Source organism: Massilia sp. BGA-UO-ETr-WB1, from assembly GCF_059567845.1.
Genome location: NZ_JCAQOT010000024.1, coordinates 738804 through 757225 on the forward strand (window position 1 = coordinate 738804; position 18422 = coordinate 757225).

The window sequence follows — 18422 nt, forward strand, 5'->3', positions numbered from 1 at the left end:
CCATTATCCGGCCCTTTGCCGCGCGCGGCGAGCGCTTTATGCGGCGGCCCGGCGTTGCCGGGCGCCCGGCCTCAGCAGAGCTGGCCGTGGAACGGGTCGCTGACGGTGCCGCTGCGGTAGTCGATGCCGCTGAAGGCGGCGTACTGCGCCAGCGTGCGCTCGCTGCCCAGGCCGTAGGCGCCGGGCAGGCCGTCGCCGCACAGCAGGCGCTTCAGGCGCTCTGCCGCGCGCACCGTCAGGTAGGCGCCGCTGAAGGCGCGCAGGCGGTCCACCTCGCCGTGCCAGTGGTGGCTGTCGTGCGGCGTGTTGGGCGCCTTATATAAATGGTACAGCGGCACGTGCAGCGGGTGGTAGATGTCCCAGCCGCGGGTCCAGGCGCGCACCGCCAGGCTTTGCTCTTCGCCGTGGAAATACAGATACGGGTCGTACGGCACCTCGTCGACGAAGCCGCCGTGGCAGAACACGAAGCCGCCGGCGATGTGGCAGGCCGGCACCGGGCGGTCGGTGAACAGGTGCTTGGCGATGAAGCGCAGCACCACGTCGCCGCCGGGCAGCAGCGGCGTGTCCGGGTGCGGCCGCAGCACCAGCACGGTCTTGCCCTCGGGCGGCGTGTAGTGCGGCGCGCCGTCCACCATGTCGAAGCGGTAGGGGTAAGTGCTCAGCACCGGCTTGGGCGCCAGTTCCAGCAGCTGGCCGTGCTGGCGCCGCAGCGACTCGTCCCAGCCCGGCTCGAAACAGGTGTGGGAGTCGACCTGCAGCAGGTACTGTTCGCCGTCGTACAGCGAGAAGGCCAGGTTGCGGGCCCAGCTCACCCCCAGCGTGTCCTGCACCTGCACGTGCACGTAGCGGATCAGGCCGGCGAACGGCAGCGCGGCGATGGCGGCGCGCTGGCTGGCATAATGCTGGTCCACCACGGCAAAGCGCAGCCGCTCCGGATGGGCGGCCTTGGCCACCGCCTCGTTGAGCGTGAAGAACAGCATGGGGTCCAAGTAGGACGCCAGGCTGACTAATATATTCTGGTTCGCCATGGTGGAAATGGTAACAGTTTCCCCACTGCACGTATGCTGCCGAAATGCCGCAGCGGCCGGGCCGGCGGCGGCGAAAGGGTTTGACTGGACTTGTTTACCAGTCTATACTCGCGAGTTCTCGATTTATTCTGCGCATCGTATACGCTTTTTGCAGGCCGCTCCTGGTGAGTGGCTGCTCGCGCCTTCGGTGCCGCCAGGTCGGGACTAGGTTTTAGCCCCCGGACGCCAGTCCGGGTTGTCAACGGTAGTAATTTTGTTGGATTAACAACGATGCCAACCATCAATCAATTGATTCGCAACCCACGCGTTTCGCTGCGCGTGAAGAGCAAATCGCCGGCGCTGGAAAACAGCCCGCAAAAACGTGGCGTTTGCACCCGTGTGTACACCACCACTCCTAAGAAGCCTAACTCGGCACTGCGTAAAGTCGCCAAAGTGCGTCTGACCAACGGTTTCGAAGTGATTTCGTACATCGGCGGCGAAGGCCACAACCTGCAAGAGCACAGCGTTGTTCTGCTGCGCGGCGGTCGTGTAAAAGACTTGCCGGGTGTGCGTTACCACATGGTTCGCGGTGCACTGGATACCCAGGGCGTTAAAGACCGTAAGCAAGCTCGCTCGAAGTACGGTACCAAGCGCGCTAAAGCAGGCAAGAAGTAATACCAAGTTTCGTTTAGTGGCAGCTAACTAAGTGAATGTATCGGTCGAACTGACCGAGTAAGTGGACCACTATGATGGTGATCCGCGAGCTGCGGAACATATCGCCGCAAGCTCAACTGAAGATTGAAAGGAATTGATATGCCACGTCGTCGTGAAGTACCCAAGCGCGAGATTCTGCCGGATCCAAAATTCGGCAACACCGATGTCGCCAAGTTTGTAAACGTGCTGATGCTGTCCGGTAAAAAATCGGTCGCAGAAAACATCATCTACGGTGCTTTCGAGCACATCGCTTCGAAATCCGGCAAAGATCCGCTGGAAGTGTTCGCTACCGCGATCAACAACGCCAAGCCGCTGGTTGAAGTGAAATCCCGTCGCGTTGGTGGTGCAAACTACCAGGTGCCGGTTGAAGTCCGCCCAGTGCGCCGCATGGCGCTGTCGATGCGCTGGCTGCGTGAAGCTGCCAACAAGCGCAGCGAAAAATCCATGCCACAACGCCTCGGCGGTGAGCTGATGGAAGCGGCCGAAGGCCGTGGCGGTGCAATGAAGAAGCGTGACGAAGTGCACCGTATGGCTGAAGCGAACAAGGCGTTCTCGCACTTCCGCTTCTAATAAAACTGGCCGGAATCTGGTGTTCCGGCCGTTTAATCATTTGTTCGAAGCCGGGCTCATTTTGGAAAAAATGGCGTCCGGTTTTGTCCATTAAAAGATTTAGGATCTATTATGGCCCGCAAGACCCCCATTGAGCGCTACCGCAACATCGGTATCTCGGCTCACATCGACGCTGGTAAAACCACCACCACCGAGCGCGTGCTGTTCTACACCGGCGTGAACCACAAAATCGGTGAAGTGCACGACGGCGCCGCCACCATGGACTGGATGGAGCAGGAACAAGAGCGCGGCATCACCATCACTTCCGCAGCGACCACCTGCTTCTGGAAGGGCATGGCGAACAACTTCCCTGAGCACCACATCAACATCATCGACACCCCGGGCCACGTTGACTTCACCATTGAAGTTGAACGCTCGATGCGCGTGCTGGATGGCGCTTGCATGGTTTACTGCGCAGTGGGCGGCGTGCAGCCTCAGTCGGAAACCGTATGGCGTCAGGCCAACAAGTACAAAGTGCCGCGTCTGGCCTTCGTCAACAAGATGGACCGTACCGGCGCCAACTTCTTCAAGGTCTACGAGCAGATGCGCGCTCGCCTGAAGGCCAACCCGGTCCTGATCCAGATCCCTATCGGCGCTGAAGACAACTTCAAAGGCGTGATCGATCTGGTCAAGATGAAAGCGATCATCTGGGACGACGCTTCCCAGGGCATGAAATTCGACTACGTCGACATTCCTGCGGAACTGGCTGCCTCGGCCGCCGAGTGGCGCGAGAAGATGGTTGAAGCCGCTGCTGAAGCGACCGAAGACCTGATGAACAAGTACCTGGAAGAAGGCGACCTGACCGAAGCCGAGATCAAGAAAGCGCTGCGCGACCGCACCATCGCTTCCGAAATCGTTCCTATGCTGTGCGGTACCGCCTTCAAGAACAAGGGCGTACAGGCCATGCTGGACGCGGTGATCGAGTACCTGCCATCGCCAGTGGACATCGAAGACGTGACCGGTACCGACGAGCACGAAGAGCCTGCATCGCGTAAAGCTGCCGACGACGAGAAATTCTCGGCGCTGGCCTTCAAGATCATGACCGACCCGTTCGTCGGCCAGCTGGCCTTCTTCCGCGTGTACTCCGGCGCCATCAACTCGGGCGACACCGTGTACAACTCGGTAAAAGGCCGCAAAGAGCGCCTGGGCCGTATTCTGCAGATGCACGCCAACCAGCGCGAAGAGATCAAAGAAGTGCGCGCCGGCGACATCGCCGCTGCGGTTGGTCTGAAAGACGTGACCACCGGCGAAACCCTGTGCGATCCATCGTCGATCATCGTGCTGGAACGCATGGTGTTCCCGGAGCCGGTGATTCAGCAGGCTGTTGAGCCGAAGACCAAGGCCGACCAGGAAAAAATGGGCCTGGCGCTGAACCGCCTGGCACAGGAAGATCCGTCGTTCCGCGTGAAGACCGACGAAGAATCCGGCCAGACCATCATCGGTGGTATGGGCGAGCTGCACCTGGAAATTATCGTTGACCGTATGAAGCGCGAATTCGGCGTGGAAGCGACCGTTGGCAAGCCACAAGTGGCCTACCGCGAAACCATCCGCAAGGTTTGCGAAGAAATCGAAGGCAAGTTCGTCAAGCAATCCGGTGGCCGCGGCCAGTACGGCCACGTGGTTCTGAAGATCGAGCCGCAAGAGCCGGGCAAGGGCTTCGAATTCGTGGACGCGATCAAGGGCGGTACCGTTCCTCGCGAATACATCCCTGCAGTGGAAAAAGGCGTGCGCGAAACGCTGCCTACCGGTGTTCTGGCCGGCTACCCTGTGGTGGACGTGAAGGTAACGCTGTTCTTCGGTTCGTACCACGACGTGGACTCGAACGAAAACGCGTTCCGCATGGCCGCTTCGATGGCCTTCAAGGACGGCTGCCGTAAAGCGGCTCCAGTCATCCTGGAACCAATGATGGCAGTGGAAGTGGAAACGCCGGAAGACTACGCCGGTACCGTGATGGGCGACCTGTCGTCCCGCCGTGGTATGGTGCAGGGCATGGACGAAATCCCAGGCGGTGGCGGCAAGATCATCAAAGCCGAAGTGCCTCTGTCGGAAATGTTTGGTTACTCGACCACCCTGCGTTCCGCAACGCAAGGCCGCGCGACCTACACGATGGAATTCAAGCACTACTCGGAAGCGCCTAAGCACGTAACCGACGCAATCGTTACCGCTAAAGCGAAGTAAAATAATGAATTGACCGGCCGAGGGGTGATCCCCCCGGCCGGGCAACTTTAAATCTTGTTCTAAGGAAGAATAAAATGGCAAAAGGTAAATTCGAGCGGACTAAACCGCACGTCAACGTTGGCACCATCGGTCACGTCGACCACGGCAAAACCACCCTGACCGCAGCAATCGCTACCGTTCTGTCGAAGAAATTCGGCGGCGAAGCTAAAGCTTACGACCAGATCGACGCTGCACCGGAAGAAAAAGCACGCGGCATCACCATCAACACCGCACACGTTGAGTACGAGACCGCATCGCGTCACTACGCTCACGTTGACTGCCCAGGCCACGCCGACTACATCAAGAACATGATTACCGGTGCTGCGCAGATGGACGGCGCGATCCTGGTTTGCTCCGCAGCCGACGGCCCAATGCCACAGACCCGCGAGCACATCTTGCTGGCCCGCCAGGTTGGCGTTCCATACATCGTTGTGTTCCTGAACAAGTGCGACCTGGTCGACGACGAAGAGCTGCTGGAACTGGTTGAGATGGAAGTGCGCGAGCTGCTGTCGAAATACGAGTTCCCAGGCGACGACCTGCCAATCATCAAAGGTTCGGCACGTAAAGCACTGGACGGCGACACCGGTCCTCTGGGCGAAGTGGCCATCATGGCCCTGGCCGACGCACTGGACAGCTACATCCCTACGCCAGAGCGCGCAGTGGACGGCGCCTTCCTGATGCCAGTGGAAGACGTGTTCTCGATCTCGGGCCGCGGCACCGTGGTGACCGGTCGCGTTGAGCGCGGCATCATCAAGGTCGGCGAAGAGATCGAAATCGTTGGTATCACCGACACCGTGAAAACCACCTGCACCGGCGTGGAAATGTTCCGCAAGCTGCTGGACCAGGGTCAGGCAGGCGACAACGTTGGTCTGCTGCTGCGCGGCACCAAGCGTGAAGACGTACAGCGTGGTCAGGTTCTGGCGAAGCCAGGCTCGATCAAGCCGCACAACCACTTCACCGGCGAGATCTATGTTCTGTCGAAAGACGAAGGCGGCCGTCACACCCCGTTCTTCAACAACTATCGTCCACAGTTCTACTTCCGTACGACTGACGTGACCGGTTCGATCGAACTGCCAGCGGACAAAGAAATGGTTATGCCAGGCGACAACGTGTCGATCACCGTCAAGCTGATCAACCCGATCGCGATGGAAGAAGGTCTGCGCTTCGCAATCCGCGAAGGCGGCCGTACCGTCGGCGCCGGCGTGGTAGCAAAAATCCTGGCCTAATAAGCTAGGGTAAGACAAGAAGGCAGTGCCGTTCGCGGCGCTGCCTTTTTTTGTCGCAGGGCTGAGCATGCTGGCCATTTCGGTGGTATCATCTCGCCTCTTAGCTGTACAGAGTTCACTTATTGCCGTGCGCGCCCGCGCCGGTTCGTTCTTTTAAGGAATAATCATGTCCGCACCAAACCAAAAAATCCGTATCCGCCTGAAAGCTTTCGACTACAAGCTGATCGACCAGTCCGCTCTGGAAATCGTTGACACCGCGAAGCGCACCGGCGCCGTGGTAAAAGGTCCAGTACCTCTGCCAACCCGCATCCAGCGTTACGACGTGCTGCGTTCCCCGCACGTGAACAAGACTTCGCGCGACCAGTTCGAAATCCGCACCCACCAGCGCCTGATGGACATCGTCGACCCAACCGACAAGACCGTTGACGCGCTGATGAAGCTGGACCTGCCAGCTGGCGTGGACGTAGAAATCAAACTGCAATAATTGATTTCGGCCAGGCGGCGGCCCAACAGCCTGCCGCCAGCCCACTGGGGCCGGGACCTGCGCTTGCGCAGCTCCCGGCCCCAGTGCCGTTTACGTTGGCTCTTTCATGCGGCGTGCGCGGTAGCGGCCGGCGCCCACGGTGGCCAGGCCGGCCAGCAGCATGGCCCAGGTGCCCGGCTCGGGCACCGGGCGACCGCCGTGCCGGCGTTGTTGATGCTGTAGCCGCTGCTGCCGATGGGCGCGAGGGCGGTGACGCTGTAGTGCGGTACCGCATGGGCAAGACTGGCGCCGGACAGCAGGAACGCTGCCAGCCCTTGGTGGACGATCTTCACTCTGTTCTCCTTGAAAAGTGCGAACACGAACGCGGCCCCGGGGTGGCGCCGTAGTGAATTATCGTTAAGCCAGCAGCGGCGCGGCGCTAGCCTGCCGCGCCTAAACTATTGTTTCCACTCGTGTTTCTCGCCGCAGTCACTTGCAAGTTGGACGCTGCAAATCATCGGGAAAATCGCCTCAGCGCCGTATTTCATCATGGTTTTGTAACAAATGTAACCTTCGTGCAACGTTCCATTTATTTGTGCTTGGTGCAATTTTTCGTATGTGAGAGATTGAAACGGCCTGGTGCACGGGAAGCGCCGGCTGACTGACCATCACAACAATCGGGAGCGTATTTTGACTAATCAATTCGCATTGAAGCAGGGGGTGCTGGCCGTCGCGCTGGCACTCGGCACATCGCAGGCGGCGCTGGCCCAGCAGTTGGCCAAGGAAGAGACCGCTACCGTCTACATCACGGGTTCCAACCTGAAGCGCACCGGCAAGGAAAGCGCCAATCCGGTCCAGGTGATTACCGCCAAGGACATCAAGGACACCGGCGTGGCCACGGTGGCCGAACTGATGCGCACCGTGCCGGCCATGGGCACCGACAACAACTTCGACTCCAACGGCGGCGCCTTCGCGTCCGGCGTGTCGACCGCCTCGCTGCGCGGCCTGTCGTCGACCTCGACCCTGATCCTGCTGAACGGCCGCCGCATGACGCCGGCCGCGTACGCCGACCCGAACAACGGCAATTCCACGCTGTACGACTTGAACAGTATTCCGCTGTCGGCGCTGGACCGCGTCGAGATCCTGAAGGACGGCGCCTCGGCCGTGTACGGCTCGGACGCGATCGGCGGCGTGATCAACTTCATCACCAAGAACAACTACAACGGCCTCGAATTCGCGGCCCGCGCCAGCGCCAACGACGACGGTAATTTCGCCAAGCGCGGCGCCAGCGCCTTCTGGGGCAAGGGCGACCTGGACAACGACGGCTACAACGTCTTTATCACCGCCGACGTGTCCTCGCGCGACCGTACCTCGCGCCGCGAGACCACCGACATCGCCTTCGAGCAGTACCAGCAGCTCAACGGCCGCTTCGCCACGCCGTACGGCAGCTTCATCTCGTCGCACGCCTCGTTCTACCGCGAGAGCGCGCCCGGTTCGAAGAACTTCGGCGTCACCCAGGCCAACGCGGCCGCGCGCCTGGTCACCCGCACCGACTGCCCGGACAGCCAGAAACTGGTGGGCAGCCGCGACATGGGCCTGTCGGCAGCCAGCGTCTTCATCGGCCGCACCTTCTGCAACTTCGACACCAACCAGTTCCTTGAAACGCAGGGCGCCGGCAAGGACGCCACCGTCATGAGCCGCGGCGTGTTCAAGATCAGCCCGGCCATGCGGGCCTTCGCCGAAGTGGCCTACGCGCGCTCCGAGCGCGACTACACCGGCACCCCGATCACCATCGGCCAGTCCTCGGTGAACACCTTCACCGCCACCGGCGTGGGCACGCCGTTCCAGGCCATCCTGGAAATCGGCCATCCGGACAACCCGTTCCCGAACGCGCGCGCCTCGGTCGGCTACCGCTTCGAGAACCTGCGCGGCGGCAGCCGCAACGAAATCGACAACACCCGCGCGCTGGCCGGCCTGCAGGGCACGCACTGGGGCTGGGACTGGGAGACCGGCCTGCTGTGGAACGAGTCGAAGAAGACCGACTTCAGCTACGGCCGCCTGTTCCTGCCCACGCTGCGCAAGCTCAACACCGGCACCACGCTGGCCCAGCTGTCGGCCGACCCGACCCTGGGCCACGACGTGATGACCGACAATGCCGCTTCCATCACGCAGTGGGACGCCAAGGCCAACCGCGAGTTCGGCATGCTGCCGGGCGGCCCGATGGCCATCGCGCTGGGCGTGGAAGTGCGGCGCGAGAAGATCAAGCTCAATCCGGACGAGCTGGTGGGACGCGGCGACATCTACGGCCTGGTCAACACCGTGATCGACGGCCAGCGCGACGTCAAGTCGGCCTACGCCGAACTGCGCCTGCCGCTGCTGCGCGGCCTGGAGATGGACTTCGCCGGCCGGGCCGACAAATATCCCGGCATCGCCACCAGCTATGTGCCGAAGGTGGGCGCCAAGTGGACCCCGAACGACAGCTTCGCGGTGCGCGGCACCTACGCCAAGGGCTTCCGGGCGCCGGCGCTGGTGCAGGTGACGCCGGGCGGCGCCCAGTTCTTCCTGAACAGCCTGTACGATCCGAAGCGCTGCGAAACCGACGAGGAAACGCCGAAGCCGGGCGCCACCGAGGTCGATTGCTCCAAGTCGGTGGCCGGCACCGGCGGCGCCAATCCCGACCTGGTGCCCGAGAAATCCAGGAGCTATTCGCTGGGCCTGATCTTCTCGCCGACCAAGAACCTGGACTTCGTCATCGACGCCTTCAAGATCCGCAAGGAAGGCGAAGTGATCCTGGGCTCGGCCGCCGACGCGCTGAAGAACGAGGACAAGACGCCCGGCAACGTGGTGCGCGACCAGAACCCGGTCAACTTCGTGACCGACAACAACGGCAACCCCATTCCCGGCACCGGCCCGCTGCTGATGGTCAAGGAACCGTGGATCAACCAGGGCGCCACCGAAGTGCGCGGCATCGACTTCGAAGTGCGGCACCGCGCCAGCCTGGGCGCCTGGGGCGACACGGACACCCGGCTGAGCGGCACCTACATGACCTACTACTCGATCGCCACGCTGAGCGGCGATCCCGAGCACAACCTGGTGGGCGGCAACCCCGGCCTGTACGACTGGAACCTGGGCTCGGGCACCGACATGCCGCGCATGAAGTTCAACCTGACCAGCCGCTGGTCGCGCGGCGACCACGCGGTGAACGCTTCGCTGAACTACGTCGGCTCGCTGTCGCTGCTGCGCGTGGTCAACTACGACACCGTGTACGCGCAGCCGTTCTGCCACTACGGCACCCGCAAGGCCAGCGACGCGGAGCCGAACCGCGACACCACGGTGCCGCTGTACGAGGCGTACTACCCGTCCTGCAAGGTCAATCCGTGGATGACGGTCGGTTTGGGTTACACCTACACCGGCTTCAAGAACCTGACGTTGAACTTGAACATCCAGAACTTGCTGGACAAGCGCGCGCCGTACGATCCGCGTGACGGCACCAACTCGGCCGCCACGCCGCTGGCGGGCTACAACGAGGGCTTGCACAATGCCTACGGCCGCTACTTCACGGTGAAGGCGTCCTACGTGTTCTGACCCGGGGCAGGGGCGCGGCGCCGGCGGCGCCGCTATACCACTGTTGCGCGCGGCGCGGCGGGTTTGTGGCCCAGCAGGTGGGACAGCTTGCGCAGGGCGCCGGCCAGGCGGGCCTGCTCGCGGATGCTGCCCAGCGAAATGCGGATCGCATTCGGCACCAAAGCGCCGCTGCCGGGCGCGCTGAACGCGTTCGATGCGGTCACCGCCAGGCCCTCTGCGTGCGCCGCGCGGGCCAGCTGCTCCGGGCTCCAGTAGTCCGGCAAGGCCAGCCAGACATGGATGCCGCCCGGCGTGAACTGCAGGCCGGACAGGATCTGCGCGGCCAGCTGCCGGCGCGCCTGCGCTTCTTCGCGCACCCCGGCCAGCAGGCGCCGGGCGGTGCCGTCGTGTATCCACTGCGTCACCAGCGCGCCGGCCAGCGGCGAGGGCATCAGCACCAGCGCGCGCAGCGCCTGCAGGAAGCGCTCGCGCACCTGCGCATCGGGCAGCAGCGCGAAGGCGGTGCGCAGGCCCGGCGCCAAACACTTCGACAGCGTGGAAATGTAATAGACGTGGCGCGGCGCCAGCTTGGCCAGCGGCGGCGGGGCGCCGCCATCATTGCCTTCGCCGCCGCCGGCCAGCAGCCAGTAGGGATCGTCCTCGATGATGGCGGCGCCGCAGCGCGCGGCAGCCTGCACGATTTCGCGGCGGCGCTGCGCCGGCATGGTGTGCGCGGTGGGGTTCTGCAAGGTCGGGTTCAGGTAGAGCAGGCGCGCGCGGTGCTTTTTGCACATTTTTTCCAGCGCGTCCGGCCGCATGCCGTCCTCATCCACCGCCACCGCCGCCACGCGCCGTCCCAGCTGCGCGGCGGCCGAGCGCAGGCCGGGGTAGATGGCCGGTTCGGCCAGGATCACGTCGCCCGGCCTGGTCAGCGCCAGAATCAGCGCCGCCAGCGCGCACTGCGCGCCCGGGCAGGCCACGATGTGCTCCTCGTCCACCTTGCCCAGCATCGGCGCCAGCCACATCGCCCCGGCCGCGCGGTCGGCCTGGCTGCCGCCGCCCAACTGGTAGCTCATCAGCAGATCGCTGTTGGTGCGCATCAGCACCTGGCTCAACCCCTGTTTCAGCATGTCGTCGAAATCCACGCCGGCCGGCGGGGGCGGGATGTTCATGCCCAGGTCCAGCATCGGCGCCAGCGCCACCTTGGGCGCGGAGGCGTAGGTGCCGGCCGCGCCCTTGCCCTCCACCAGGTGGCGCCGCTTGGCCTCGTCGTAGGCGCGGGTGATGGTGGTCAGGTCCACCCGCAGCCGCGCCGCCAGATTGCGCTGCGGCGGCAGGCGGTCGCCCGGCTGCAGGCGCCCGTCGGACAGCGCGCGCTCGATGAAATCGGCGATCTGCAGGTAGCGCGGGCCGCCGGTCGGACTGAGCTCGCCCAGCCACGGCGGGTCTTGCATGGATGATGTGGGGGGCATTTTGATTCGATGTATGGATTTTGTCGCGAATTAAACCGCTTAAAAGGCAAATTATCCATACAAGGCTCGCCATGCGCAACAAGCTTATCCCGCTCGCCGCACTGCTCATGCTGAGCGGCTGCGGCACCCAGCTGCCCGACCCCAAGGACGCAGCCGCAACCGCGTTCCGCATTAAGCGCGGGGTGGACTTTGCGGGTGGGCGGCGGTAGAGTCTGCGGGTGTTGAACTTGTGGAATTGCTATGGCGAGAAGTATCCTGATCGTGGAGGATGAGCAGGCGATTGCGGACGGCATCGCCTATGCGCTGCGCACCGACGGCTTTGCGCCGCTGCACGTGACGCTGGGCGAACAGGCGCTGGCCGCCATGCGCGGGGAGGGCGGACAGCCTGTGCCCGAACTGGTGGTGCTCGATATCGGCTTGCCGGACATGAGCGGGCTGGAGGTGTGCCGCCGCCTGCGCCAGTTTTCCGATGCGCCCGTCATTTTCCTGACCGCCCGCAGCGACGAGATCGACCGCGTGGTGGGCCTGGAGATCGGCGCGGACGATTATGTGACCAAGCCGTTTTCGCCGCGCGAGCTGGTGGCGCGCATCCGCGTCATCCTGCGCCGCATGGCGCCGCCGCAGCCGCGCGAGCCGCGTCCGCTGGACGCCGCCGCAGCAACCGCAGCCGCACCAGCGGCGGGCGCCGGCGCGCGCACCGTGGCCGGCCTGGAGCTGCGCGCGCTGGAGGCGCGCATCCTGTACGGCGGCCAGGCGCTGGAGCTGACGCGCTATGAATACCTGCTGCTGAAAACGCTGATCGAACATCCCGGCCATGTGCTGTCGCGCGCGCAGCTGATGGACCGCGTGTGGACCGATGCGTCCGACACGCTGGACCGCACCGTGGACGCCCACGTGAAATCCCTGCGCGCCAAGCTGCGCGCGGTGGCACCCGACGCCGACCCGATCCAGACCCATCGCGGGCTGGGCTACAGCTTGGCCGCCGCATGAAAATAGGACTGCGCATCCTGCTCGGCTATTTCCTGGTGGTGGGCCTGGCGGCGTGGTTCCTGTTGAACGTCTTCATGGCGGAGGTCAAGCCCGGCGTGCGCGCCACCCAGGAGGACACGCTGGTGGGCACCGCCCACATGCTGGCGGCGGTGGTGGCGGGCGACATGAAGGCCGGCACGCTGCTGTCGTCCGGCGTGCTGGAACGCATGCGGGACGCCTTGCGCGGCCCCATCCGCGCCAACGTCAGCGGCATCGACCGCGAGCGGCTGGATTACCGCTTCTATATTACCGACGCCCGCGGCATCGTGCTGTTCGACAGCGACGGCCGCGACGCCGGCAAGGATTATTCGCGCTGGAACGACGTCTACCTGACCTTGCGCGGCAAATACGGCGCCCGCAGCACCCGCTCCGATCCCGACGACGAGGACAGCACCGTCATGCACGTGGCCGCGCCCATCCTGGACCAGGGCAAGCTGATCGGCGTGCTGACGGTGGCCAAGCCCAACGCCAGCGTGCAGGCTTTCGTGGAGCGCAGCCAGCAAAGCATCCTGCGCGGCGGCGCGGTGCTGCTGGGGTTGTCGCTGCTGATCGGCCTGGCCGTCACGTCCTGGCTGGCGCGCGCGCTGGGCAAGCTGATGGCCTATGTGTCGGCGGTGGAGGCCGGGCACAAGGTGGTGCTGCCGGAGTTGGGCAAGAGCGAGATCGGCACCCTGGGGCGGGCGCTGGAGGCCATGCGCGCGCGGCTGGAGGGCAAGGAATACGCGGAGCAGCTGATGCACACGCTGGCGCACGAGCTGAAGTCGCCCATCGCGGCGATCCAGGCCTCCGCCGAGCTGCTGCAGGAGGACATGCCGGAGCAGGAGCGCCGCCATTTCCTGGGCAATATCGTCAGCCAGAACGCGCGCCAGAAGCAGCTGATCGACAAGCTGCTGGCGCTGGTGCGCGTGGAGCAGCAGCAGCGGCTGGAGGCGGCCGAGAGCGTCGAACTGCATGCGCTGGCGCGGCAGGTGGGCGGTGACTTCGCCGGCGCGCTGGCGGCCGCCGGCGTGACGCTGGAGATTGCCGGCGCGGGGCAGGCGGGCGAGGAGGGCGAAGGAGCCGGCCCCGTGCCGCTGCTGGTGCAGGGCGACTCGCTGCTGCTGCGCCAGGCGCTGGGCAATCTGCTGGACAATGCGATCGGCTTTTCGCCGCGCGGCGGGGTGGTGCGCATCGCCTTGTGGCGCGGCCAGAACGATGCCGGCGTGGACGTGTGCGACCAGGGGCCGGGCGTGCCGGCCTACGCGGCGGAGCGCCTGTTCGAGCGTTTCTATTCGCTGCCGCGCCCCGGCGGCGGCAAGAGCACCGGGCTGGGCCTGCCCTTCGTGCGCGAAGTGGCGGCGCTGCACGGCGGCACGGTCAGCGTGGCCAGCGCGCCGGGCGGCGGCTGCTGTTCGCGACTGGTGCTGCCGCTGCCGCTGGCGATGTAGCCCGCGCCGGCACTTCATCTCCACTGCACACAGAACGCATCGTCCCTTCGCCTGCGTTTTCTAGACTGGCCGCTTTCTCACCACAGGAAGCGCCATGCAAAAGAAATTGCTTATGAAGGTCTGCATCATTGCCGCGCTGATGCTGCTGCTCTGCATCCCGCTGCTGATGATACAGGCCACCGTCCGCGAGCGGATGGCTTACCGCGACGACGCGGCCCGCAGCATCGCCGAGGATTCGGTCGGCGAGCAGACCGTGATCGGCCCGGTGCTGGTCATTCCCTATACCGAGGAGCTTGACACCCCGGCCAGCGGCGGCAGCGACGAGCAGCCGCGCGTGAAGACGAGTGCCGTGCGCCGCCTGCACCTGGTTTATCCGGACGAGCTGAAGGTGGCCGGCAACGTCGGCACCGAGCGCCGCTACCGGGGCATCCACCAGGTGCTGGTCTACAACGGCCAGTACGATTTCAGCGGCGCCTTCACCTTGCCGCAGGCGGCCGAGCTGCCGCGCAGCGGCGGCGCCGCGCGCATCACGGCGGTGGGGCGGCCGTATGTGTCGCTGCCGGTGGCCGATGTGCGCGGCGTGCGCGCGATCCCGAAAATCAGCTGGAACGGCGCGCTGCTGGAGTTCGGGCAAGGCGCGCTGCTGGGCGCCTGGCAGGGCGGCATGCACGCCATGCTGCCGGCCGACACGCTGGCCGCAGCGGGGACCGGGGCTGCCGCGGGCACGGCGCAGGCCCGGTTCAGCTTCAAGCTCAACCTGGCGGGCATGGAGCGGCAGCATTTCGTGCCGGTGGGCCGCAACAACGTGGTGGCGCTGGCGTCGAACTGGCCGCATCCGCAGTTCGGCGGCCGCTTCCTGCCGGAAGACCGGTCCGTGTCCGAGGCCGGCTTCACCGCCACCTGGCGCGTGCCGTCGCTGGCGTCCAATGTGCAGCTGCTGCTGGCGGCGCAGGCGCAGGAGGGCTGGAAGGGCGGGGCGGCGCCCGCGCCGGGCAGCCCGGCTGCCGGTGCGGCGGCCCAGGCGGCGCTGGTGCGCGGCGCGGGCGGGCTGGCCGGCGCGCAGCTGGACTCGTTCAGCGTGGCCTTCGTCGAGCCGGTCAACATCTACAGCCAGGCCGACCGCGCCAGCAAGTACGGCCTGCTGTTCGTGGCGCTCACCTTTGCCGCCTTCTTCGTGTTCGAGATCCTCAAGCGCCTGCCGATCCACCCGGTGCAGTATGCGCTGGTGGGCTTGGCGCTGGCGCTGTTTTTCCTGCTGCTGCTGGGCCTGTCGGAACACGTGGAGTTCGCGCTGGCCTACCTGGGCGCCAGCGCCGCCTGCATCGGCCTGCTGTCCTACTACCTGGGCCATGTGCTGCGCGACCGCTGGCGCGGCCTGGCCTTCGGCAGCGGCCTGATCCTGCTGTACGGCGCGCTGTACGGCTTGCTGATCTCCGAGAGCAACGCGCTGGTGCTGGGTGCGCTGCTGCTGTTCGCCGTGCTGGCCGCGCTGATGGTGGCAACCCGCAAAGTGGATTGGTACCAGATTGGTAACTGAGATGGTCAAACATTAACTTAACTATCTGTTACGCAAACAAAAGTTTGTGATTAAAAACAACAGTTTGCCGGCCAATACGAAAGTTTGTGCGGGTTTTGTTAATTCACCCTTGCGCCTTGGCAATAGCTTGAGTAATGCTGCCAAGTTGCCATCGCCGCCCAGGCCGTAATCCGGCCCTCGGCGACAGATGGCAACTTATTATAAGTTGATAGCATAACAACACTTGGGAGTAGTTACTTGAACCACACGCCGATCCTTAAGAAGAGCGCGATCGCTGCAGCCCTGGCTGTGGCCTTCTCGCAATCCGCCTTTGCACAGCAAGCCCCTGCCGCGGAACCGAAAATCCAGCGCGTTGAAATCACCGGCTCCAGCATCAAGCGCACCGCCTCCGAGGCGGCCGGCTCGATCCAGATCCTGAACCGCGCCGATATCGACCGCACCGGCGCCACCACCGCGCTGGAAATCCTGACCTCGTCGGCCACCGTCAACACCAGCATCGACTCGGGCACCCAGGGTTCGGGCGGCTTCGCCACCGGCGCCTCGGCCGTGAACATGCGCGGCCTGGGCAAAGTGGGTACGCTGGTGCTGGTAAACGGCCGCCGCATCGCCCAGTACGGCCTGTCCGACGGCGCGCAGCAGAACTTCACCAACCTGGACGCGATCGCCGCCGAAGCCATCGAGCGCATCGAGATCCTGAAAGACGGCGCATCGGCCATCTACGGCTCCGACGCGATTGCCGGCGTGATCAACATCATCCTGCTGAAGGACTACCAGGGCGGCAAAGTCAAGGTCAACTACACCATGGCCGACGGCTTCAAGGACTACCGCAACCGCAACGCCTCGGCCATCTACGGCTTCGGCGACCTCGACAAAGACGGCTACAACACCTACGTCACCTTCGAAGGCTACAAGCGCGACGGCTACAGCACCGGCGAACTGCGCAGCCACTATCCGGACTGGCACCGCCTGACCCCGGGCCGTTCGACCTGGGATGCCAAAAGCTCGTACTCGCCAACCGGCAACTACTTCCTGAGCTCGACCAACATCGTGGCCGCGCCCGGCTGCCCGGCCGACGCGATCGACCCGGTCGATAAGCTGTGCAAATGGGATGTGCTGCCGTACACCGGCTCGACCACCAACAACAAGCGTTGGGCCCTGGCCAGCAACACCCATTTCAAGATCGGCTCGAACATCGACGCCAACTTCGAGATCACCTCGGCCGGCGCCACCAACGACTACATCGTGGCCCCGTTCAACGTCAGCAACGGTTCTGCCACCTCGTCGTCCAGCGTCTGGTACAACGTGTACGGCGGCAAGATGGTCGGCCCGTTCTCGTATCCGAAGCTGCCGGTCGGCCACCCGAACAACCCGTACACCGTGCCGGTTGAATACCGCGCCCGCATGATGGACACCGGCAACGGCTTCAACTTCAACCGCACCGAGTCCGACCAGTCGCGCGTGATGCTGGCGCTGACCGGCTCGCTGGGTAACTACGATTGGAAATCGGCCGCCGGCTACATGACCTCGGGCGCCACCAAGGCCACCCGCGCCGTGTCCGCCAAGGGCTACACCGACGCCATCGTCAACAAGACCTACAAGTTCGGCCAGCAGAACGATCCGGCGCTGCTGGAATCGATGTTCCCGGTTCGTACCACGGTCGGCAAGGCCAAGATCGCCTTCTGGGACGGCACCATCACCGGCGAAGTGGCGCAGCTGCCGGCCGGCCCGCTGAGCATTGCGCTGGGTGCCGACATCCGCCAGGAAAAGTACGAGATGAAGAGCTCGGACAACGTCCTGAACGGCGATCTGGTGGGCATCTTCGGCCTGCAGGTCAAGGACACCTCCAAGCACTACTCCATCTTCGGCGAAGCGACCATTCCGGTGGTCAAGCGCCTGGAGCTGAGCGCCGCGCTGCGCGCCGACAAGAGCGGCAACGCCGACGCGCACGTGTCGCCGAAGCTGGGCCTGCGCCTGAACGCCACCGACAGCCTGCTGCTGCGCGCCACTGCCGCCGGCGGCTTCCGCGCGCCGAACATCGTCGAGTCCGGCAACGGCCTGGGCCGCAGCTCGGTGGCCACCAGCGTCATCGATCCGCGCCGCTGCCCTACCGCGACCGCGCTGAACGACGTGATCCAGAAGTCGAACGCCACCACCGCGGAGAAAGCGCAAGCGAACACCTTCCGCAACGCCGACTGCCTGGGCTCGCTGCCCAGCTTCGTGGCCTCGAACCCGGAGCTGAAGCCGGAAACGTCGAAATCGTTCACCGCCGGCCTGGTGTGGGAACCGATCAAGAATACCACCTTCGCGCTGGACTACTTCAACATCAAGCGCAAGGATGAAATCGGCACCCGTTCCGTGGTCGACGTGCTGAAAGGCGAAGCGTCGCTGCCGGCCGGCCAGTTGCTGCGCGTGGACAACACCGCCAACGACAACGAGTTCCTGGCCCTGGTCCGCAAATACCAGCCGTCCAACACCACCAACTTCGGCGGCGTGGGCAAGCTGGGCCTGGTGTACAACCCGTACGTCAACAGCGGCAAGACCAAGGCCTCCGGCTTCGACTTCGATGCCACCACCCGCTTCCCGATCAAGAACGTGGGTGACCTGAAGATCAAGCTGGAAGGCACGTACAACCTGAACTACCAGACCTACTCGGTAGCCGACGGCAAGTACAACCCTAACATCAACGGCAACTACGACGGCGGTTCGCGCCTGATCGTGAAGCTGCGTCCTTCGCTGAAGGCCGGCGCCTGGGACCACGGCATGACCGTGCACTACGCCAGTGGCTTTAGCAACAATAGTGTCTCTTCGCCAACCTACTGCGTCACGCAGAAGGTCGCCGCCGAGAACATGGCAGCGTGCGAGCGCGTGCAGCCGCCGACCACGGTCGACTACAACCTGGCTTACACCGGCATCAAGAATGTCCGCATGAGCCTGTACGTCAACAACGTGTTCGAGCGTGAAACCGCCGTCAACTGGCGCGACGGTTTCAACAACACCACCTCGCAGCCGCTGTTCCGCACCATCGGCATGAGCGCCGCGTACACCTTCTAAGCCGTTCCGCAGGCTGAGAAACGGCAGGGCCGGGCAGCGATGCCCGGCCCTTTTTCACGTATGTGCGGCGGGCCGCAAATAATTGACATACCCCGTACTAAGTTGT

At 64.3% G+C, this 18422-nt stretch carries 13 protein-coding genes; 10 read left to right on the forward strand and 3 right to left on the reverse strand.

Annotation, left to right across the window (positions count from 1 at the left end):
• Positions 1 to 71 precede the first annotated feature (71 nt).
• Positions 72 to 1028, reverse strand: a complete 957-nt coding sequence (locus AC56DV_RS16435; RefSeq protein ID WP_496315339.1) for a GlcNAc-transferase family protein — start codon at positions 1026 to 1028, stop codon at positions 72 to 74.
• 270 nt (positions 1029 to 1298) lie between these two features.
• Here AC56DV_RS16435 and rpsL point away from each other — a divergent pair, with 270 nt between their 5' ends.
• From rpsL to rpsJ, 5 genes are all read left to right on the forward strand, one after another.
• Positions 1299 to 1682 (forward strand): 30S ribosomal protein S12, encoded by a 384-nt coding sequence (gene rpsL / locus AC56DV_RS16440; RefSeq protein ID WP_056392507.1) that lies wholly within the window; start codon positions 1299 to 1301, stop codon positions 1680 to 1682.
• Between the two features lie 138 nt (positions 1683 to 1820).
• Positions 1821 to 2291, forward strand: coding sequence for a 30S ribosomal protein S7 (gene rpsG / locus AC56DV_RS16445; protein WP_057155378.1), 471 nt, complete (start codon positions 1821 to 1823; stop codon positions 2289 to 2291).
• A gap of 111 nt (positions 2292 to 2402) precedes the next feature.
• Complete coding sequence (gene fusA / locus AC56DV_RS16450; protein ID WP_496315340.1) at positions 2403 to 4508, forward strand: elongation factor G; 2106 nt, start codon at positions 2403 to 2405, stop codon at positions 4506 to 4508.
• Positions 4509 to 4582: 74 nt separating this feature from the next.
• Positions 4583 to 5773 (forward strand): elongation factor Tu, encoded by a 1191-nt coding sequence (gene tuf, locus AC56DV_RS16455; RefSeq protein ID WP_161071440.1) that lies wholly within the window; start codon positions 4583 to 4585, stop codon positions 5771 to 5773.
• A 166-nt stretch (positions 5774 to 5939) separates the two neighbouring features.
• Positions 5940 to 6257, forward strand: coding sequence for a 30S ribosomal protein S10 (gene rpsJ, locus AC56DV_RS16460; protein WP_028101676.1), 318 nt, complete (start codon positions 5940 to 5942; stop codon positions 6255 to 6257).
• A 90-nt stretch (positions 6258 to 6347) separates the two neighbouring features.
• Here rpsJ and AC56DV_RS16465 read toward each other — a convergent pair whose 3' ends face one another.
• Positions 6348 to 6443, reverse strand: a complete 96-nt coding sequence (locus AC56DV_RS16465) for a PEP-CTERM sorting domain-containing protein (RefSeq protein WP_496315341.1) — start codon at positions 6441 to 6443, stop codon at positions 6348 to 6350.
• Positions 6444 to 6926: 483 nt separating this feature from the next.
• Between AC56DV_RS16465 and AC56DV_RS16470 the strand changes: the two genes are divergently transcribed.
• Positions 6927 to 9821, forward strand: coding sequence for a TonB-dependent receptor (locus tag AC56DV_RS16470; protein WP_496315342.1), 2895 nt, complete (start codon positions 6927 to 6929; stop codon positions 9819 to 9821).
• A gap of 32 nt (positions 9822 to 9853) precedes the next feature.
• Here AC56DV_RS16470 and AC56DV_RS16475 read toward each other — a convergent pair whose 3' ends face one another.
• A complete protein-coding gene (locus AC56DV_RS16475; protein WP_496315343.1) occupies positions 9854 to 11272 on the reverse strand; it encodes an aminotransferase-like domain-containing protein in 1419 nt (472 codons plus the stop codon).
• Positions 11273 to 11512: 240 nt separating this feature from the next.
• On the opposite strand from AC56DV_RS16475, the gene creB reads away from it, so the two are divergent.
• The 4 genes from creB to AC56DV_RS16495 all read left to right on the forward strand — a co-directional run bounded on the left by creB (position 11513) and on the right by AC56DV_RS16495 (position 18316).
• The gene (gene creB / locus AC56DV_RS16480) at positions 11513 to 12262 is read left to right on the forward strand and encodes a two-component system response regulator CreB (protein WP_496315344.1); all 750 of its coding nucleotides are present in this window, start codon (positions 11513 to 11515) and stop codon (positions 12260 to 12262) included.
• Positions 12259 to 13728, forward strand: coding sequence for a two-component system sensor histidine kinase CreC (gene creC, locus AC56DV_RS16485; protein ID WP_496315345.1), 1470 nt, complete (start codon positions 12259 to 12261; stop codon positions 13726 to 13728). Before creB ends, creC begins: the two co-directional genes overlap by 4 nt.
• Before the next feature lie 94 nt (positions 13729 to 13822).
• Entirely contained in the window at positions 13823 to 15265 is a 1443-nt protein-coding gene (creD, locus tag AC56DV_RS16490) for a cell envelope integrity protein CreD (RefSeq protein WP_496315346.1), read from the forward strand.
• Between the two features lie 237 nt (positions 15266 to 15502).
• A complete protein-coding gene (locus AC56DV_RS16495) occupies positions 15503 to 18316 on the forward strand; it encodes a TonB-dependent receptor domain-containing protein (protein WP_496315347.1) in 2814 nt (937 codons plus the stop codon).
• The last annotated feature ends 106 nt before the right edge of the window (positions 18317 to 18422 follow it).

Bases quoted from the DNA above. Each gene is read 5' to 3' on its own strand.
- creB (WP_496315344.1), top strand. From the start codon at position 11,513: ATGGCGAGAAGTATCCTGATCGTGGAGGATGAGCAGGCGATTGCGGAC.
- rpsJ (WP_028101676.1), top strand. From the start codon at position 5,940: ATGTCCGCACCAAACCAAAAAATCCGTATCCGCCTGAAAGCTTTCGAC.
- AC56DV_RS16475 (WP_496315343.1), bottom strand. From the start codon at position 11,272: ATGCCCCCCACATCATCCATGCAAGACCCGCCGTGGCTGGGCGAGCTC.
- creD (WP_496315346.1), top strand. From the start codon at position 13,823: ATGCAAAAGAAATTGCTTATGAAGGTCTGCATCATTGCCGCGCTGATG.
- tuf (WP_161071440.1), top strand. From the start codon at position 4,583: ATGGCAAAAGGTAAATTCGAGCGGACTAAACCGCACGTCAACGTTGGC.
- rpsG (WP_057155378.1), top strand. From the start codon at position 1,821: ATGCCACGTCGTCGTGAAGTACCCAAGCGCGAGATTCTGCCGGATCCA.
- AC56DV_RS16435 (WP_496315339.1), bottom strand. From the start codon at position 1,028: ATGGCGAACCAGAATATATTAGTCAGCCTGGCGTCCTACTTGGACCCC.
- rpsL (WP_056392507.1), top strand. From the start codon at position 1,299: ATGCCAACCATCAATCAATTGATTCGCAACCCACGCGTTTCGCTGCGC.
- creC (WP_496315345.1), top strand. From the start codon at position 12,259: ATGAAAATAGGACTGCGCATCCTGCTCGGCTATTTCCTGGTGGTGGGC.
- fusA (WP_496315340.1), top strand. From the start codon at position 2,403: ATGGCCCGCAAGACCCCCATTGAGCGCTACCGCAACATCGGTATCTCG.